We start from the raw sequence: 14423 nt of genomic DNA on the forward strand, positions 1-14423 counted from the left end.
GGCGGTTAACCTGCCCGCATGGTGACGGAAGGGGCCGAGGGCATCGGCATGGACCCGGACTCCCGGGAGTGGGGCTCCACCCGCTCCTGGGTGGAGGAGCAGTTGTCCGGGGGCGAGTACATCGAACGGGCCGTGCGGCTGCGCGGCGGCTGGACGTCTCGGATGCGCCGGCTGGACATCCGAGGACCGGGTGGCCCGCGCTCACTGGTCCTGCGGTCCTTCGTCGAGCCGTTCTACCTCCGGCACGCGCAGGGCCTGCTGTCCCGTGAGGCGGCCGTACTGCGCCTGCTCGACGGTACGGGCGTGCCCGCGGCCACCCTGGCCGCGGTGGACGCGACGGCGCTCCACTGCGACCACCCCTCCTTGCTGATGACCCTGCTGCCGGGGAGCGTGCGTCTGGACGAACAGGACGCCGACGAACGCGCCGACCTGCTGGCCCGGCAGTTGGTGCGCATCCACCGGCTGCCGGTCACCGCGCGGCAGCGGCCCCGCACCTACCAGGCCTGGACCTCCCCGGAGCGGGTCAGCCCGCCCGCGGACACCGGGCGGCCCGGGCTGTGGCGCCGGGCCGTCGACGTCATCCGCCGTGAACCCCCCGCCTACCGGGGCTGCTTCCTGCACCGGGACTTCCATCCGGGCAACGTCCTGTTCACCGGTACCGGCGACGGCCTTCGGATCAGTGGCGTCGTCGACTGGGTGGAGACGTCCTGGGGGCCGGCCGACCTGGACGTGGCCCACTGCTCGACGGCACTGGCCCTGCTCCACGGTGCTCCCGCGGGCATGCGGTTCGCCGACCGCTACGTCACCGCGGGAGGGACCCTGGCCGAGGACCGCGCCGACCACCTCTACTGGAGGCTCCTGGACGCGCTGGGCTTCGCCCCCGACGCGGAGAAGGTGGCCGTCCCCTGGCGCGAGCTGGGCCGCACCGACCTGGCCGCCGGGGTGCTGCCCCGGCGGCTGGAGGAGTACGTCCAGGCGCTGTTCGACCGCTACGCCTGAGCGGGCCGGCGGGGTCAGCCGGCCATGACGTCTTCCGGGGCGGGGGCCTTGCGGGCCTGCGGAGGCGTGCGGTGGGCGGGGTCGCGGACCTCGCCGACCAGCATCTCCAGGACGTCCTCCATGGCGACCAGGCCCAGCACCCGGCCGCCCGGGCCGGCGACCTGCGCCAGGTGGGTGGCGTCGCGGCGCATGACGGTCAAGGCGTCGTCCAGCGGGAGCGTGGAGGACAGGGTCGTCATCCGGCGCCAGACCCGCTGCGGCACGGCCCGCTCCCGCTCCTCCAGGTCCAGGACGTCCTTGACGTGCAGGTAGCCCATGAAGGCGCCGTTGCCCGAGCGGACGGGGAAACGCGAGTAGCCCGTCCGCACGGTCAGCTGTTCGATCTGCCGCGGTGTGACGTCGGGGCCGACGGTGACGAGCCGGTCCCGGGCGAGGAGTACGTCGGTGACGGGGCGGGTGCCCAGCTCCAGCGCGTCCTCCAGGCGCTCCTGTTCGACCGGCTCCAGGAGCCCGGCCTGCCGGGAGTCCTTGAGGAGCCGGCCGAGCTGGGCGCTGGTGTACACGGCCTCGACCTCGTCCTTGGGCTCGACCTTGAAGAGCCGCAGGACGAAGGCGGCGCAGGCGCCGAGCGCGGTGGTCACCGGCCCGCACAGGCGGGCGAAGGCGACCAGGCCGGGACTGAACCACAGGGCGGTCTTCTCGGGGGCGGCCATGGCCAGGTTCTTGGGGACCATCTCGCCGATGACCAGGTGGAGGAAGACCACCGCGGCGAGCGCGACGGCGTAGCCGAGCGGGTGGACCAGGCCCTGCGGGACGTGGACGGCCTCGAAGAGGGGCTCCAGCAGCCGGGCCACGGTGGGTTCGGCGACGGCGCCGAGCGTCAGCGAGCACAGGGTGATCCCGAACTGCGCGGCGGCCATCATGCGGGGCAGGTTCTCCAGGCCGTGCAGCACCTGGCGCGCCCGCTTGGAGCCGGCTGCGAGGGGTTCGATCTGGCTGCGGCGTACGGAGACCAGGGCGAACTCGGCGCCGACGAAGAAACCGTTGGCCAGGACGAGCAGCAGGGCGAAGAGCAGTTGGAGCGCGTTCACCGGCCGACCGCCTCGAGTTCGGCGGGGGCGGTGAGCGGGGCGGTGCGTACGAGCCGGACCCGTTCGGCCCGGTAGCGGCGCACCTGGCGGACGGACAGCCTCCAGCCGGGGAGTTCGGCACGGTCCCCGGGGGCCGGGATCCGGCCGAGCAGGTCGGCGACGAGCCCGGCGACGGTCTCGTACGGGCCTTCGGGTACCTCCAGGCCTATCCGGCGCAGGGTGTGCACGCGGCAGCTTCCGTCGGCCTCCCAGGACGGGCGGCCGTCCTCCGCGGGAACGGCCGCCAGCTCGGGGCTGTCGTCCTCCGCGAGGTCGTGTTCGTCGCGGACCTCGCCGACGAGTTCCTCCACGATGTCCTCCAGGGTGACGACACCGGCGGTGCCGCCGTACTCGTCCACGACGACGGCCATCGGCTGTTCACTGCGCAGCCGCTCCAGCAGCGGCTGCACCGGCAGCGAGCCGGGCACCAGCAGCGGGGCGACGCAGATGCGGGTCACGGTGGTGCGCGCGCGCTCCGCCTCGGGTACGGCGAGGGCGTCCTTGAGGTGGACGACGCCGGTGACCTCGTCGATGCGCTCGCGGTAGACCGGGAAACGGGACAGGCCGGTGGCCCGGGTCAGGTTGAGCACGTCGGCCGCGGTGGCCGTGTGCATCAGGGCGCTGACCTTCACCCGGGGTGTCATGACGTGCTGGGCGGTGAGCCCGCCCAGGGACAGGGTCCGTACGAACAGGTCGGCGGTGTCCTGCTCCAGGGCGCCGGCCTGCGCCGAATGGCGGACCAGGGAGACCAGTTCGCCGGGGGTGCGGGCGGAGGCCATCTCCTCGGCCGGCTCGACGCCGAGCGCCCGTACGAGACGGTTCGCCACGGCGTTGAGGGCCGCGATGACCGGCCTGAAGGCCCGGGAGAAGGACTGCTGCGGTCCGGCGACGAACCGGGCCACCTGGAGCGGGCGCGAGACCGCCCAGTTCTTCGGGACGAGTTCGCCGACGACCATCTGGACGGCCGAGGCGAGCAGCATGCCGATGACGACGGCGGCGCCGGAGACGGCTCTCGCGGGCAGGCCGGTGGCCGCGAGCGGACCGGACAGCAGGGCCGCGAGGGCCGGTTCGGCGAGCATGCCGACGACCAGGGAGGTGATGGTGATGCCGAGCTGGGTGCCGGAGAGCTGGAAGGACAGCTCGCGCAGGGCGCTGACGACCCTGCGGGCACGGCGGTCGCCGTCGGCCGCGGCGCGTTCGGCCTCGGGCCGTTCCACGGTGACGAGGCCGAACTCGGCCGCCACGAAGAAGCCGTTGGCGAGGATCAGGGCGAATGCCGCCACGAGAAGGAGTAGCGGGGTGGTCATGCCGCCGCCTCCACGGGGAGGGCGGCGCGGGTACTACCGGACGATCCGTCCATTGCTGGAGGGAGTCACTCCTCAGGTCGCAGTTGCCCACGGGCCACGGGGTCCCGGGGCCGGTGGGAGGGCGCACGGCTGCGCCCCGCCACCAGGGTAGTCATTGGGATCGCCGCCGCAATGGGACGCAGCGGGGATGCCCGGGCTCAGTGGCCCTTTGCACCGGTTCCGCGGCTTTCGGCCAGCGCGCGCAGGGTGCGCGCGTCGCCGATGGCCCGGGCCTTGGCGATGCCGGGCTGGATGCCGAGGACGGGCAGGCTGGTGCCGTCGTTCAGGTCGAGGAAGACCCAGGGGTCGCCCGGACGGAGGTTCACCCGCAGGATCTGCGCCCACTCCAGGCGGCGGGTGCGGGTGAGGTTGACGACGGTGACGCCGGCCTCGTCCGCGACCACCTTGGGGCGGCTGAGCAGGACGAGGACGGAGCTGAGCAGGACCGCGGTGAACACGAAGCTGATCCGCTCGCCGGGGTGCAGGTCCAGCAGCAGGGCGATCGCCGTGATGGTGACGAAGATGGCGAGGCCGGCGCCCAGCAGGACGGCCCTCGTGCGGGTCGGCCGGAAGGTGACCGGCAGGGCGGGCGGTTCGGGCTGGGCGGCGGCGTCGGCCATGGTGTGCGCTCGGTTCTGCGAGGTGCCGGCAATGGCGGCGGGGTGTCCGTGACGGGGTGGGGTGTCGGAGACGGGCGGGGTGTCAGAGACGGCAGGCGTGGATCGAGGTGGTGAGGATGGCGCGCGCGCCGAGCTCGTACAGGTCGTCCATGATCCGCTGGGCTTCCTTGGCGGGAACCATGGCGCGCACCGCGACCCAGCCCTCGTTGTGCAGCGGGGAGACGGTCGGCGACTCCAGGCCGGGGGTGAGGGCGACCGCGCGCTCCAGGTGCTCGGCGCGGCAGTCGTAGTCCATCATCACGTAGCTGCGGGCCACCAGGACGCCCTGGAGGCGGCGCAGGAACTGCTGGGCCTGCGGGTCCTGCGGGTCGGTGCCGTTGCCGCGGATGACGACCGCTTCGGAGGTGAGGATCGGCTCGCCGATGACTTCCAGGCCGGCGTTGCGCAGGCTGGTGCCGGTCTCCACGACGTCCGCGATGATCTGGGCGACGCCGAGCTGGATGGCGGTCTCGACCGCGCCGTCGAGGTGGACGACGGAGGCGTCGATGCCCTTCTCGGCGAGGTGCTTGGCGACGATTCCCTCGTACGAGGTCGCGATCGTCATCCCGGTGAAGTCCTCGGGGCCCTTCGCGGTGCCGGGAAGGGTGGCGTAGCGGAAGGTGGACCGGCCGAAGTTCAGCGGCAGGATCTCCTCGGCGCTGGCGCCGGAGTCCAGCAGCAGGTCCCGGCCGGTGATGCCGATGTCGAGCTTGCCGGAGGACACGTAGATCGCGATGTCCTTGGGGCGGAGGTAGAAGAACTCCACCTCGTTCTCGGGGTCGACGACCACGAGCTCCTTGGACTCCTTGCGCATCCGGTAGCCGGCCTCATGGAGCATCGCCGACGCCGGTCCGGAGAGTGAACCCTTGTTGGGGACGGCGATGCGCAGCATGGGGGCTTCCTTGGGTGCGTAGGTGCGAAAGAGTGGTGCGGGCGGGGGGCCCGCGCGAGAGCTCCGGGCTAGAGGTGCGCGTAGACGTCGTCGAGGGAGATCCCGCGCGCCACCATCATCACCTGGACGTGGTAGAGCAGCTGGGAGATCTCCTCGGCGGCGGCTTCCTTGCCCTCGTACTCGGCGGCCATCCAGACCTCGGCGGCCTCCTCGACGACCTTCTTGCCGATGGCATGGACGCCCTTGCCGACGAGCTCGGCGGTGCGGGAGGAGCTGGGGTCGCCGTTGGCGGCCTTGAGCTGGAGCTCGGTGAAGAGCTCTTCGAAGCTCTTGGAGGGTTTGTTCGCCATGATGGTCCTCAGAATAAGGGGTCCCCCGCCGCCACTCAGCGCCAGGGTTCGCTGACGGTCCGCAGGGTCATGGCGGTGGAGACGGCGGCGGTGACCGCTTCGTGCCCCTTGTCCTCGTTCGACCCCTCAAGCCCGGCGCGGTCCAGCGCCTGCTCGTCGTTGTCGCAGGTCAGGACGCCGAAGCCGACGGGGACTCCGGTGTCGATCGACACCTGTACCAGGCCTTGGGTGACGCCCTGGCAGACGTAGTCGAAGTGCGGGGTGCCGCCGCGGATGACCACACCGAGGGCGACGATGGCATCGTAGCCGCGACCGGCCAGTACCTTCGCCACGACCGGCAGCTCGAAGCTGCCGGGGACGCGCAGCAGGGTGGGCTCGTCGATGCCCAGCTCGTGCAGGGCCCGCAGGGCGCCGTCGACCAGCCCGTCCATGACCTTCTCGTGCCACTGGGCCGCGATCACGGCGACCCGCAGGTCGCCGCAGTTCTTCACGCTCAGTTCGGGTGCGCCCTTGCCGCTCACAGCTCTGCTCCTCGTTGGTGGTACGTGGGTGGTCGGGGTGGTGACGGTGTTACTGGTTGCCGCAGGCGGAGGTGGTCACGGGACCCTCCAGCCAGGGCAGGTCGTGGCCCATCCGGTCGCGCTTGGTGCGCAGGTACCGCAGGTTGTGCTCGCCCGCCTCGATCGGCATCGGCTCCCGGCCGGCGACGGCGATGCCGTGGCCGACGAGGGCGTCCGCCTTGTCGGGGTTGTTGGTGAGCAGCCGCACGCTGTGGACGCCGAGGTCGCCGAGGATCTGCGCGCCGGCACCGTAGTCGCGGGCGTCGGCCGGCAGGCCCAGCTCCAGGTTGGCGTCCAGGGTGTCGCGGCCGCGCTCCTGGAGTTCGTACGCGCGCAGCTTGGACAGCAGCCCGATGCCGCGGCCCTCGTGGCCGCGCAGGTACACGACCACGCCGCAGCCCTCGGCCTGGATGCGGGCCATGGAGGCGTGCAGCTGCGGGCCGCAGTCGCAGCGCTGGGACTGGAAGATGTCGCCGGTCAGGCACTCGGAGTGCATGCGGACCAGGATGTCCCTGCCGTCGCCGACCTCGCCGTGGACGAGGGCGACGTGCTCGACCCCGTCGACGGTGGAGCGGTAGCCGTAGGCCGTGAACGTGCCGAAGGCGGTCGGGAGGTTGACCTCGGCCTCGCGGCGCACGGTCGGCTCGGCGGAGCGGCGGTAGGCGATCAGATCCTCTATGGAGATGATCGTCAGTCCGTGCTTGCGGGCGAAGGGGATCAGCTCGGGCAGCCGCAGCATCACGCCGTCCTCGCCGGCGATCTCCACGATGGCGCCGGCCGGGCGCAGGCCCGCGAGTCGAGCGAGGTCGACGGCGGCCTCGGTGTGGCCGTTGCGGACCAGGACGCCGCCGGCCTTGGCGCGCAGCGGGAAGATGTGGCCGGGGCGGACGAAGTCCGAGGGTTCGCAGGTGCCGGCGGCCAGCAGCCGCAGGGTGGTGGCGCGGTCGGCTGCGGAGATGCCGGTGCTGACGCCGTGGGCGGCGCTCGCGTCGACGGAGACGGTGAAGGCGGTCTTCATCGACTCGGTGTTGTGCTGGACCATCTGGGGAAGTTCGAGCCGGTCCAGCTCGGGCCCCTCCATGGGCGCGCAGATCAGGCCGCGGCACTCGCTCATCATGAACGCGATGATCTCGGGGGTGGCCTTCTCGGCGGCGATGACGAGGTCCCCCTCGTTCTCGCGGTCCTCGTCGTCGACGACGACGACCGGGCGGCCCGCCGCGATGTCGCGGACGGCCTGCTCGACGGGGTCGAGGCGGAACGTCTGCGCGGGGAGGCCTTCGGGCATGTCCGGCACGGGCTTGAGGGTGGTCATGCCGTTGCTCCTTCGAGGGCCGGGGCGGTGGTGGTGCGCGAGCGCTGGTACCAGTCGTACGCGCCCCACAGGACGAGCGCGAAGTAGACGACGTAGACGAGGCCGGAGAAGGCCAGGCCGCCCGTGAAGGCGAGCGGGACGCCGACGAGGTCGACGAGGAGCCAGGCGACCCAGAACTCGACCAGGCCGCGGGCCTGGGCGACCATCGCCACGATCGTGCCGACGAAGATGTAGGCGTCGGCCCAGGGGCTCCACGACAGGTTCGGGAACAAGGTGAAGAGGCCGCCCACGGCGAGGGTGCCGAGGGCCGCTCCGGCGAGGAGCAGGCCGCGCTCGCGCCAGGTGGCGGTGCGTACGGCGATGGAGCCGTCCTGGGCCTGCTGCCTGCCGCGCTGCCAGGCGCGCCAGCCCCACACGGCCACGCCGATGACCAGGAGCTGCTTGCCGACACCGCCGGAGAGGTGGGCGGAGGCGTAGGCGGCGATCAGGATGAGGCCGGACAGGAGCTGGGCGGGCCAGGTCCAGATGGAACGGCGCCAGCCGAGCGCGAGAGCGGCCAGGCCCATCAGGTTGCCGATCATGTCGGACCAGATGACCTTCTGGCCGACGATCTCGAAGGCCTCGGTGTTGAGCCAGGTCAGGGCGCTCACTGGGCTTCTCCTTCGGTGCGCAGCGGGTCCACTCCGGCGGCCAGCAGGCGTTCGACGTACTTGGCGAGGACGTCGACCTCCAGGTTGACCGGGTCGCCGGGCTGCTTGAGGCCGAGCGTGGTCAGGGCGAGGGTGGTCGGGATGAGGCTGACCGTGAACCAGTCGGCGGCGGCCTCCACGACGGTGAGGCTGACGCCGTCGACGGTGATGGAGCCCTTCTCCACGACGTAGCGGGACAGGTTCGCCGGCAGGGCGACCTTGACGATCTCCCAGTGCTCGGAGGGGGTGCGCGAGAGGATCTCGCCGGTGCCGTCCACGTGTCCTTGGACCAGGTGGCCGCCGAGGCGTCCGCCGAGCGCCATCGGACGCTCCAGGTTGACCCGCGAGCCCTTGGCCAGGGCGCCGAGGCTGGAGCGGTTCAGCGTCTCCTGCATGACGTCGGCGGTGAACTCGCCGTCCGCGGTCTCCACGACGGTCAGGCAGACGCCGTTGACGGCGATGGAGTCGCCGTGCTTCGCGCCCTCGGTGACGAGGGGGCCGCGCAGGCGGAAGCGCGAGGCTTCGGCGAGCTGCTCGACGGCGGTGACCTCGCCCAGTTCTTCGACGATTCCGGTGAACACTCAGTGCTCCTTGGGGGCGGTGGTGGGGACGGCGGTGGTGGGGACGGCGGTGATGCGCAGGTCGGCGCCGACGCGGACGGCCTCGGTGATGTCGAGGCGCACCGCACGGGCGATCGTGGTGATGCCGGCGTCGGCGAGGGCCGCGGGGCCGGAGCCGAGCAGGGCCGGGGCGAGGTAGCCGACGACGCGGTCGACGGCCCCGGCTTCGAGGAAGGCGCCCGCCAGGGAGGGGCCGCCTTCGAGGAACACGGAGCGCACCCCCCGGGCGTGAAGGGCCGTGAGGAGCCCGAGGACGGGAAGGCGCCCGTCGTGCAGGGGCAGCCGGAGCAGGTCGACGCCGGGTAGGTGCCGGGTGTCGGCGTCCTCGGCGACGACGAGCAGGGTCGGGGCCGCGTCGTCGAGGATGCGGGCTCCGGGCAGGAGGGCGGCGTGCGTGTCGAGGGCGACGCGCAGCGGCTGGGTGGCTCCTTCGACGCCGCGTACGGCGAGGTGCGGGTCGTCGGCGCGCAGGGTTCCGCCGCCGACGAGGACGGCGTCGGCCTCGGCGCGCAGCCGGTGGACGTCGGCGCGGGACTCGGGGGAGGTGATCCAGCGGCTGCTGCCGTCGGCGGCGGCGCTGCGGCCGTCGAGGGTGGCGGCGTACTTCCAGGTGACGTGGGGGCGGCCCAGGCGTACGGAGGTCAGCCAGGCGGTGTTGCCCGCCTCGGCCTCGGCCTCCAGGAAGCCGCCCTCGGTCTCGACCCCGGCCGCGCGCAGGGTGGCTGCGCCTCCGCTGGCCTGCGGGTTCGGGTCGGGGACGGCGTAGACGACGCGGGCGACGCCCGCTTCGAGGAGGGCCTGCGCACAGGGACCGGTGCGTCCGGTGTGGTTGCAGGGCTCCAGGGTGACGTAGGCGGTTCCGCCGCGGGCAGCGGGTCCCGCGGCCCGCAGGGCGTGGACCTCGGCGTGCGGGCCGCCGGCCCGCTGGTGCCAGCCCTCGCCGACGACCGTTCCGGCGGCGTCGGTGATGACGCAGCCGACGACGGGGTTGGGGCTGGTGTGGCCGAGGCCGCGGGCCGCGAGGGCGATCGCACGGCGCATGGCGGCGGCACCCGTCTCGGGTGCGGTCTGCGCGGCGTCTGTCGCCACCGGGTCCTCCTGCCTCATCGGGCACGGACTCCGGGGCCTGTCGGGATACGACAGATGAAGCGGGAAGCACACGCGGGGACGCCGGGGCCGGAAAGCGGGTCCCCTCGGCGGCATCCCGTGGGATGCGCCCGATGGACCGCCGACGGCGGCGTACCGGTGACTGGCCCGCCGCGCACTGCCTCCCATCCGGACTTTAACCGTCGGTCCAGGAATTTCACCTGGTCAACCGGCCGCTGGCTGCGGACGGGTCGCGGACTATAACCGCCGGTTCGGAATTTCACCGACCCCGGAGTGCGCTGCTACTGGTACTAGGGCCAGTGTGCCACGGCCGATCTGCGGCCATGTGGGCGAAGAGCTGTGGCCTGGCTCACAAACCGGCCGTTCTTGAGCGCCTCTATTGCGCCACCGCCGGCGCGGCACGCGCCCGCCAGAACCCCGGAGCCCGCTTTGGTCCAGACCTATTGACGCGGTGGTCTAGTCCTCTTAACGTTCCCTTCATCTTCCCCGGGAGGCGGTCCGTCGGCGTGCGCACGCCACGGGCCAACCAGCGTCACCACTTTGCACGTTGCCCCACGCTGCCCAGGTCGTGTCCCGCCATCCTCCCCTCCCCAGGAGGCACCATGCCGTCCCCCACACGTACGAGAGCGATGCTCCTGGCATCCGGCGCCGCGATCGCCGGACTCCTGGTCGCCGGGCTCTCGACGGGCGTCTCCCAAGCCGCCGACAACCAGGGCTGCCGCCCCGACGGGCTGTACACGACGCCCGGTGTCGACGTCCCGTACTGCTCGGTCTACGACGCCCAGGGCCGCGAGAAGATGGGCGCGGACCACCAGCGGCGCGTCATCGGCTACTTCACCGGCTGGCGCACCGGCAAGGACGGCACCCCCGCCTACCTCGCCACCGACGTCCCGTGGTCCAAGGTCACCCACGTGAACTACGCCTTCGCCCACGTCGGCTCCGACAACAAGATCTCCGTCGGCGCGGACAACGCCGGCAACGCCGCCACCGGGATGACCTGGCCCGGCGTCGCCGGAGCCGAGATGGACCCGGCCCTCCCCTACAAGGGCCACTTCAACCTGCTGAACAAATTCAAGAAGCAGTACCCGAACGTCAAGACGCTGATCTCGGTGGGCGGCTGGGCGGAGACCGGCGGCTACTTCGGCGACGACGGCAACCGGGTCGCCTCCGGCGGCTTCTACTCCATGGCCACCAACGCCGACGGCTCCGTCAACCAGGCCGGCATCGACACCTTCGCCGACTCCTCCGTCGCGTTCATCCGCACGTACGGCTTCAACGGTGTCGACATCGACTACGAGTACCCGACGACGATGAAGGACGCCGGCAACCCGCTGGACTGGCAGCTCTCCAACGCCCGCCGGGCGGGACTCGTCAAGGGCTACGCCGCGCTGATGAAGTCGCTGCGCGAGAGGCTCGACCGCGCGGGCGCCGCCGACGGCAGGCACTACCTGCTCTCGGTCGCCGCCCCCTCCTCCGGCTACCTGCTGCGGGGCATGGAGACCTTCCAGGTGCAGAAGTACCTGGACTACGTCAACATCATGTCCTACGACCTGCACGGCGCCTGGAACGAGTACGTCGGCCCCAACGCCTCGCTCTTCGACGACGGCAAGGACGGCGAACTGGCCGCCGCGGGCGTCTACTCCACCTCCCAGTACGGCGGCATCGGCTACCTGAACGCGGACTGGGCCTACCACTACTTCCGCGGCTCGATGCCCGCCGGCCGCATCAACATGGGCCTGCCGTACTACACCCGCGGCTTCAAGAACGTGCAGGGCGGCACGGACGGCCTGTGGGGCAAGGCCCCGGCCACGAGCTGTCCGGCCGGGGCGGGACTGACCAAGTGCGGCGACGGCGCGGTCGGCATCGACAACCTCTGGCACGACCTGGACACGGCGGGCAAGGAGTCCCCGGCGGGCTCCAACCCGATGTGGCACGCGAAGAACCTGGAGAAGGGCGTAGTGGGCGACTACGTCACCACGTACGGCTTCCCCGCGAACACCACGCTGACCGGCACCTACCTCCGCAAGTACGACTCCACGCTGGTGGCGCCGTGGCTGTGGAACGACCAGAAGAAGGTGTTCCTGTCGACGGAGGACGAACAGTCCGTCGCCGCCAAGGCCGACTACGTGGTCGGCAAGGGCATCGGCGGCACGATGGTCTGGGAACTGGCGGGCGACTACGGCTACAACGCCGCCAAGGGCCAGTACGAGATGGGTGACACGCTCACCACGACGATGTACGAGAAGTTCAAGTCGGCCGCGCCGTACGGGGCGAAGACGGCCGGCGCCGCGCTGCCCGCACAGGCCGTGGACATCAGGACGGAGTTCACCGACTTCAAGCTGGGCGACTCCAACTACCCGATCACCCCCAAGCTCAAGATCACCAACAACACGAAGACCACGCTGCCCGGCGGCACCGAGTTCCAGTTCGACTACGGGACCTCCGCCCCGGCCAACGCCTCGGACCAGTCCGGCTTCGGCACCAAGGTGATCAGCACCGGCCACGGCGGCAACAACATCGGCGGCCTCAAGGGCGACTTCCAGCGGGTCTCGCTGAAACTCCCGGCCTGGCAGACGCTGGCTCCCGGCGCCTCGGTGGACCTGGCGTTCAACTACTACCTGCCGGTGTCCACCCCCTCCAACTGGACGGTGAACATCTCCGGCACCACCTACGCCCTCGCCGGTGACCTGGCGCGCGGCACGACGGTGGTCGAGCCGGGCACCCCCCAGCCCCCGACCACCCCGCCCACGACCCCGCCGACCACCCCGCCGACCACCCCGCCGACCACTCCCCCGGGTGGTACCTGCACCGCTCCGGCGTACGTAGCGGGCACGGTCTACACCAGCGGGAACCTCGTCTCCCACAAGGGCCACACCTGGAAGGCCCAGTGGTGGACGCAGAACGAGGAACCCGGCACCACGGGCGACTGGGGCGTCTGGAAGGACCAGGGCGCCTGCTGACCACCGCAGGTGAGTGACGGTCAGGACCCGGTGGCCCGGCGGCCACCGGGTCCTGCCGCGTACGCTGCTGACGTGAGCACGCCTGCAGCCGCCTCCGCGGCCGACTTCGAAGAACACCGGGGCCGGATGTTCGGCATCGCCTACCGGATGCTGGGCTCGGCGCACGAGGCCGAGGACACCGTCCAGGACGCGTACCTGCGCTGGAGCGCGGCCGACCGGAGCGACGTCGAGCACCCCGGCGCCTGGCTCGCCAAGACCGTGACCCGCCTGTGCCTGAACCGGCTGACCTCGGCCCGGGCCCGGCGCGAGGAGTACGTCGGCCCCTGGCTCCCGGAACCGGTGCTCACCTCGGACGGCACGCTCGGCCCGCTGGACTCGGCCGAGCGCCGGGACAGCGTCTCCATGGCCCTGCTGGTGCTGCTGGAGCAGCTCACGCCGGTGGAGCGGGCGGTGTACGTGCTGCGCGAGGCCTTCGCCTACGGGCACCGGGAGATCGCGGGGCTGCTCGAGATCACCGAGGCCAACTCCCGCCAGCTGTACCGGCGCGCGGCCCAGCGCGTGGAGGCCCCGCGTCCGCGCTTCCGGCCGGACCCGCAGCAGTGGCAGGGCCTGGTGGACACCTTCATGGCGGCGGCGCGCAACGGTGACGTGGCGCGGCTGGAGACCCTGCTGAGCGCCGACGCGCGGTTGGTGTCGGACGGCGGCGGGGTGGTCAGCGCGGCCCGGCGGCCGGTCGTGGGCCGGGACAAGGTGGCCCGCTTCCTGGTCGGCGTCCTGGACAAGTACGCGGCGGACCTGCCGGTCGCCCTCGCGGAGGTCAACGGGATGCCCGCGCTGGTCTTCGGCGAGGTGGCGGTGCTCGTCGTGGAGTTCGGGGACGGCCCGGACGGGCTGGTGACCGGCATGCGGGCGGTCCTGAACCCCGAGAAGCTGGAATTCCTGCGGCGGCAGCTGTCACATCCGGGGAGGCTGTCCGGTCCCGGCTGGTGAAGACACCTTTACCGGGAAGGAAGACACCATCATGAGCACGATCCTGGTCACCGGAGGCACCGGCACCCTCGGGACGCTCGTCGTCACCCGGCTGCGGGACGCGGGCCACGAGGTCCGCGTCCTGAGCCGGCACGCGAAGGAGTACCCCGTCGACCTCCGGGACGGCAGCGGGCTGGACGCGGCGATGGCGGGCGTCGAGGTCGTCGTGCACTGCGCGAGCTCGCCGCGTGGCGGTGACGACGTGGCGGCCGGGCACCTGATCGAGGCGGCCCGGCGGGCGGGGACGGTCACCAACATCGTCTACATCTCGATCGTCGGGGTGGATGTGGTGCCGTACGGCTACTACGTGACGAAGTTCAAGGTGGAACGGATGCTGGAGGAGTCGGGGCTGGGTCTCACGATCCTGCGGACGACCCAGTTCCACGACCTGGTGGCGCAGGTGGTGAACGCGATGGGGAAGCTGCCGGTGGTGCCGGTGCCCAAGGGGGTGCGGATGCAGCCGATCGCGGTCGGGGAGGTAGCGGACCGGCTCGTGGAACTGGCGGTGCCGGAGCCGGCCGGACGGGTGCCGGACATGGGCGGCCCCGAGATCCGGTCGCTGACGGACCTGGCCCGCGCGGGCCTCGCGGCGACGGGTCGCCGGCGCCGCGTGCTCGACGTCCCCCTGGCGGGCAAGGCCTACGCGGCCTTCCGCCGCGGCGGCCACCTGGCCCCGACCCACGCGGTGGGCCGCCAGAGCTTCGAGGAGTACCTGGAAACGGCGCGGGTCTAGCCCCGCCGGTGATCGAGGTGCGGCGGGGGGAGCATGA

General features: G+C 71.9%; 14 protein-coding genes and 1 riboswitch. Of the genes, 4 read left to right on the forward strand and 10 right to left on the reverse strand.

Features of this window, described 5'->3' with window-relative positions; all coding sequences use genetic code 11:
* Positions 1 to 18: 18 nt before the first annotated feature.
* Positions 19 to 999: a phosphotransferase family protein gene (locus tag ACIA6C_RS30575; protein WP_399280763.1), complete on the forward strand. Its 981-nt coding sequence runs from the start codon at positions 19 to 21 to the stop codon at positions 997 to 999.
* Between the two features lie 14 nt (positions 1000 to 1013).
* Here ACIA6C_RS30575 and ACIA6C_RS30580 read toward each other — a convergent pair whose 3' ends face one another.
* From ACIA6C_RS30580 to ribD, 10 genes are all read right to left on the reverse strand, one after another.
* Entirely contained in the window at positions 1014 to 2090 is a 1077-nt protein-coding gene (locus ACIA6C_RS30580) for a hemolysin family protein (RefSeq protein WP_399280765.1), read from the reverse strand.
* Positions 2087 to 3436, reverse strand: a complete 1350-nt coding sequence (locus ACIA6C_RS30585) for a hemolysin family protein (protein WP_399280767.1) — start codon at positions 3434 to 3436, stop codon at positions 2087 to 2089. Before ACIA6C_RS30585 ends, ACIA6C_RS30580 begins: the two co-directional genes overlap by 4 nt.
* Positions 3437 to 3633: 197 nt before the next feature.
* A complete protein-coding gene (locus ACIA6C_RS30590; RefSeq protein ID WP_361139841.1) occupies positions 3634 to 4095 on the reverse strand; it encodes a PH domain-containing protein in 462 nt (153 codons plus the stop codon).
* An 82-nt stretch (positions 4096 to 4177) separates the two neighbouring features.
* Complete coding sequence (gene hisG, locus ACIA6C_RS30595) at positions 4178 to 5026, reverse strand: ATP phosphoribosyltransferase (protein WP_361139838.1); 849 nt, start codon at positions 5024 to 5026, stop codon at positions 4178 to 4180.
* Between the two features lie 68 nt (positions 5027 to 5094).
* Entirely contained in the window at positions 5095 to 5376 is a 282-nt protein-coding gene (locus ACIA6C_RS30600) for a phosphoribosyl-ATP diphosphatase (protein ID WP_190187088.1), read from the reverse strand.
* A gap of 35 nt (positions 5377 to 5411) precedes the next feature.
* Positions 5412 to 5897 carry a 6,7-dimethyl-8-ribityllumazine synthase gene (gene ribH / locus ACIA6C_RS30605; RefSeq protein WP_007262951.1) on the reverse strand — a complete coding sequence of 162 codons (486 nt, stop codon included), beginning with the start codon at positions 5895 to 5897 and terminating at the stop codon, positions 5412 to 5414.
* 49 nt (positions 5898 to 5946) lie between these two features.
* Positions 5947 to 7248: a bifunctional 3,4-dihydroxy-2-butanone-4-phosphate synthase/GTP cyclohydrolase II gene (locus tag ACIA6C_RS30610; RefSeq protein ID WP_399280770.1), complete on the reverse strand. Its 1302-nt coding sequence runs from the start codon at positions 7246 to 7248 to the stop codon at positions 5947 to 5949.
* Entirely contained in the window at positions 7245 to 7898 is a 654-nt protein-coding gene (locus tag ACIA6C_RS30615) for a nicotinamide mononucleotide transporter family protein (RefSeq protein ID WP_366080783.1), read from the reverse strand. Before ACIA6C_RS30615 ends, ACIA6C_RS30610 begins: the two co-directional genes overlap by 4 nt.
* Positions 7895 to 8518, reverse strand: a complete 624-nt coding sequence (locus ACIA6C_RS30620; protein ID WP_361139829.1) for a riboflavin synthase — start codon at positions 8516 to 8518, stop codon at positions 7895 to 7897. Before ACIA6C_RS30620 ends, ACIA6C_RS30615 begins: the two co-directional genes overlap by 4 nt.
* On the reverse strand, positions 8519 to 9598 hold the full coding sequence (ribD, locus tag ACIA6C_RS30625) for a bifunctional diaminohydroxyphosphoribosylaminopyrimidine deaminase/5-amino-6-(5-phosphoribosylamino)uracil reductase RibD (protein ID WP_399280861.1): 1080 nt from the start codon (positions 9596 to 9598) through the stop codon (positions 8519 to 8521).
* A gap of 216 nt (positions 9599 to 9814) precedes the next feature.
* Positions 9815 to 9945: riboswitch (FMN riboswitch) on the reverse strand.
* A 321-nt stretch (positions 9946 to 10266) separates the two neighbouring features.
* Between ribD and ACIA6C_RS30630 the strand changes: the two genes are divergently transcribed.
* From ACIA6C_RS30630 to ACIA6C_RS30640, 3 genes are all read left to right on the forward strand, one after another.
* Positions 10267 to 12624, forward strand: a complete 2358-nt coding sequence (locus ACIA6C_RS30630; protein ID WP_399280773.1) for a chitinase C-terminal domain-containing protein — start codon at positions 10267 to 10269, stop codon at positions 12622 to 12624.
* A gap of 72 nt (positions 12625 to 12696) precedes the next feature.
* A complete protein-coding gene (locus ACIA6C_RS30635) occupies positions 12697 to 13614 on the forward strand; it encodes an RNA polymerase sigma-70 factor (RefSeq protein WP_399280775.1) in 918 nt (305 codons plus the stop codon).
* Positions 13615 to 13645: 31 nt separating this feature from the next.
* Entirely contained in the window at positions 13646 to 14386 is a 741-nt protein-coding gene (locus ACIA6C_RS30640; RefSeq protein ID WP_399280777.1) for an SDR family oxidoreductase, read from the forward strand.
* Positions 14387 to 14423: the final 37 nt, after the last annotated feature.

Origin of the sequence: Streptomyces sp. NPDC051578 (assembly GCF_044454045.1) — a bacterium.
Lineage (GTDB): Bacteria > Actinomycetota > Actinomycetes > Streptomycetales > Streptomycetaceae > Streptomyces.

What these genes read in the sequence shown, in the direction of transcription:
- ACIA6C_RS30610 (WP_399280770.1), bottom strand. Translation starts at nt 7,248, where the DNA reads ATGACCACCCTCAAGCCCGTGCCGGACATGCCCGAAGGCCTCCCCGCG.
- ACIA6C_RS30585 (WP_399280767.1), bottom strand. Translation starts at nt 3,436, where the DNA reads ATGACCACCCCGCTACTCCTTCTCGTGGCGGCATTCGCCCTGATCCTC.
- ribD (WP_399280861.1), bottom strand. Translation starts at nt 9,598, where the DNA reads ATGCGCCGTGCGATCGCCCTCGCGGCCCGCGGCCTCGGCCACACCAGC.
- ACIA6C_RS30600 (WP_190187088.1), bottom strand. Translation starts at nt 5,376, where the DNA reads ATGGCGAACAAACCCTCCAAGAGCTTCGAAGAGCTCTTCACCGAGCTC.
- hisG (WP_361139838.1), bottom strand. Translation starts at nt 5,026, where the DNA reads ATGCTGCGCATCGCCGTCCCCAACAAGGGTTCACTCTCCGGACCGGCG.
- ACIA6C_RS30630 (WP_399280773.1), top strand. Translation starts at nt 10,267, where the DNA reads ATGCCGTCCCCCACACGTACGAGAGCGATGCTCCTGGCATCCGGCGCC.
- ACIA6C_RS30590 (WP_361139841.1), bottom strand. Translation starts at nt 4,095, where the DNA reads ATGGCCGACGCCGCCGCCCAGCCCGAACCGCCCGCCCTGCCGGTCACC.
- ACIA6C_RS30575 (WP_399280763.1), top strand. Translation starts at nt 19, where the DNA reads ATGGTGACGGAAGGGGCCGAGGGCATCGGCATGGACCCGGACTCCCGG.
- ACIA6C_RS30640 (WP_399280777.1), top strand. Translation starts at nt 13,646, where the DNA reads ATGAGCACGATCCTGGTCACCGGAGGCACCGGCACCCTCGGGACGCTC.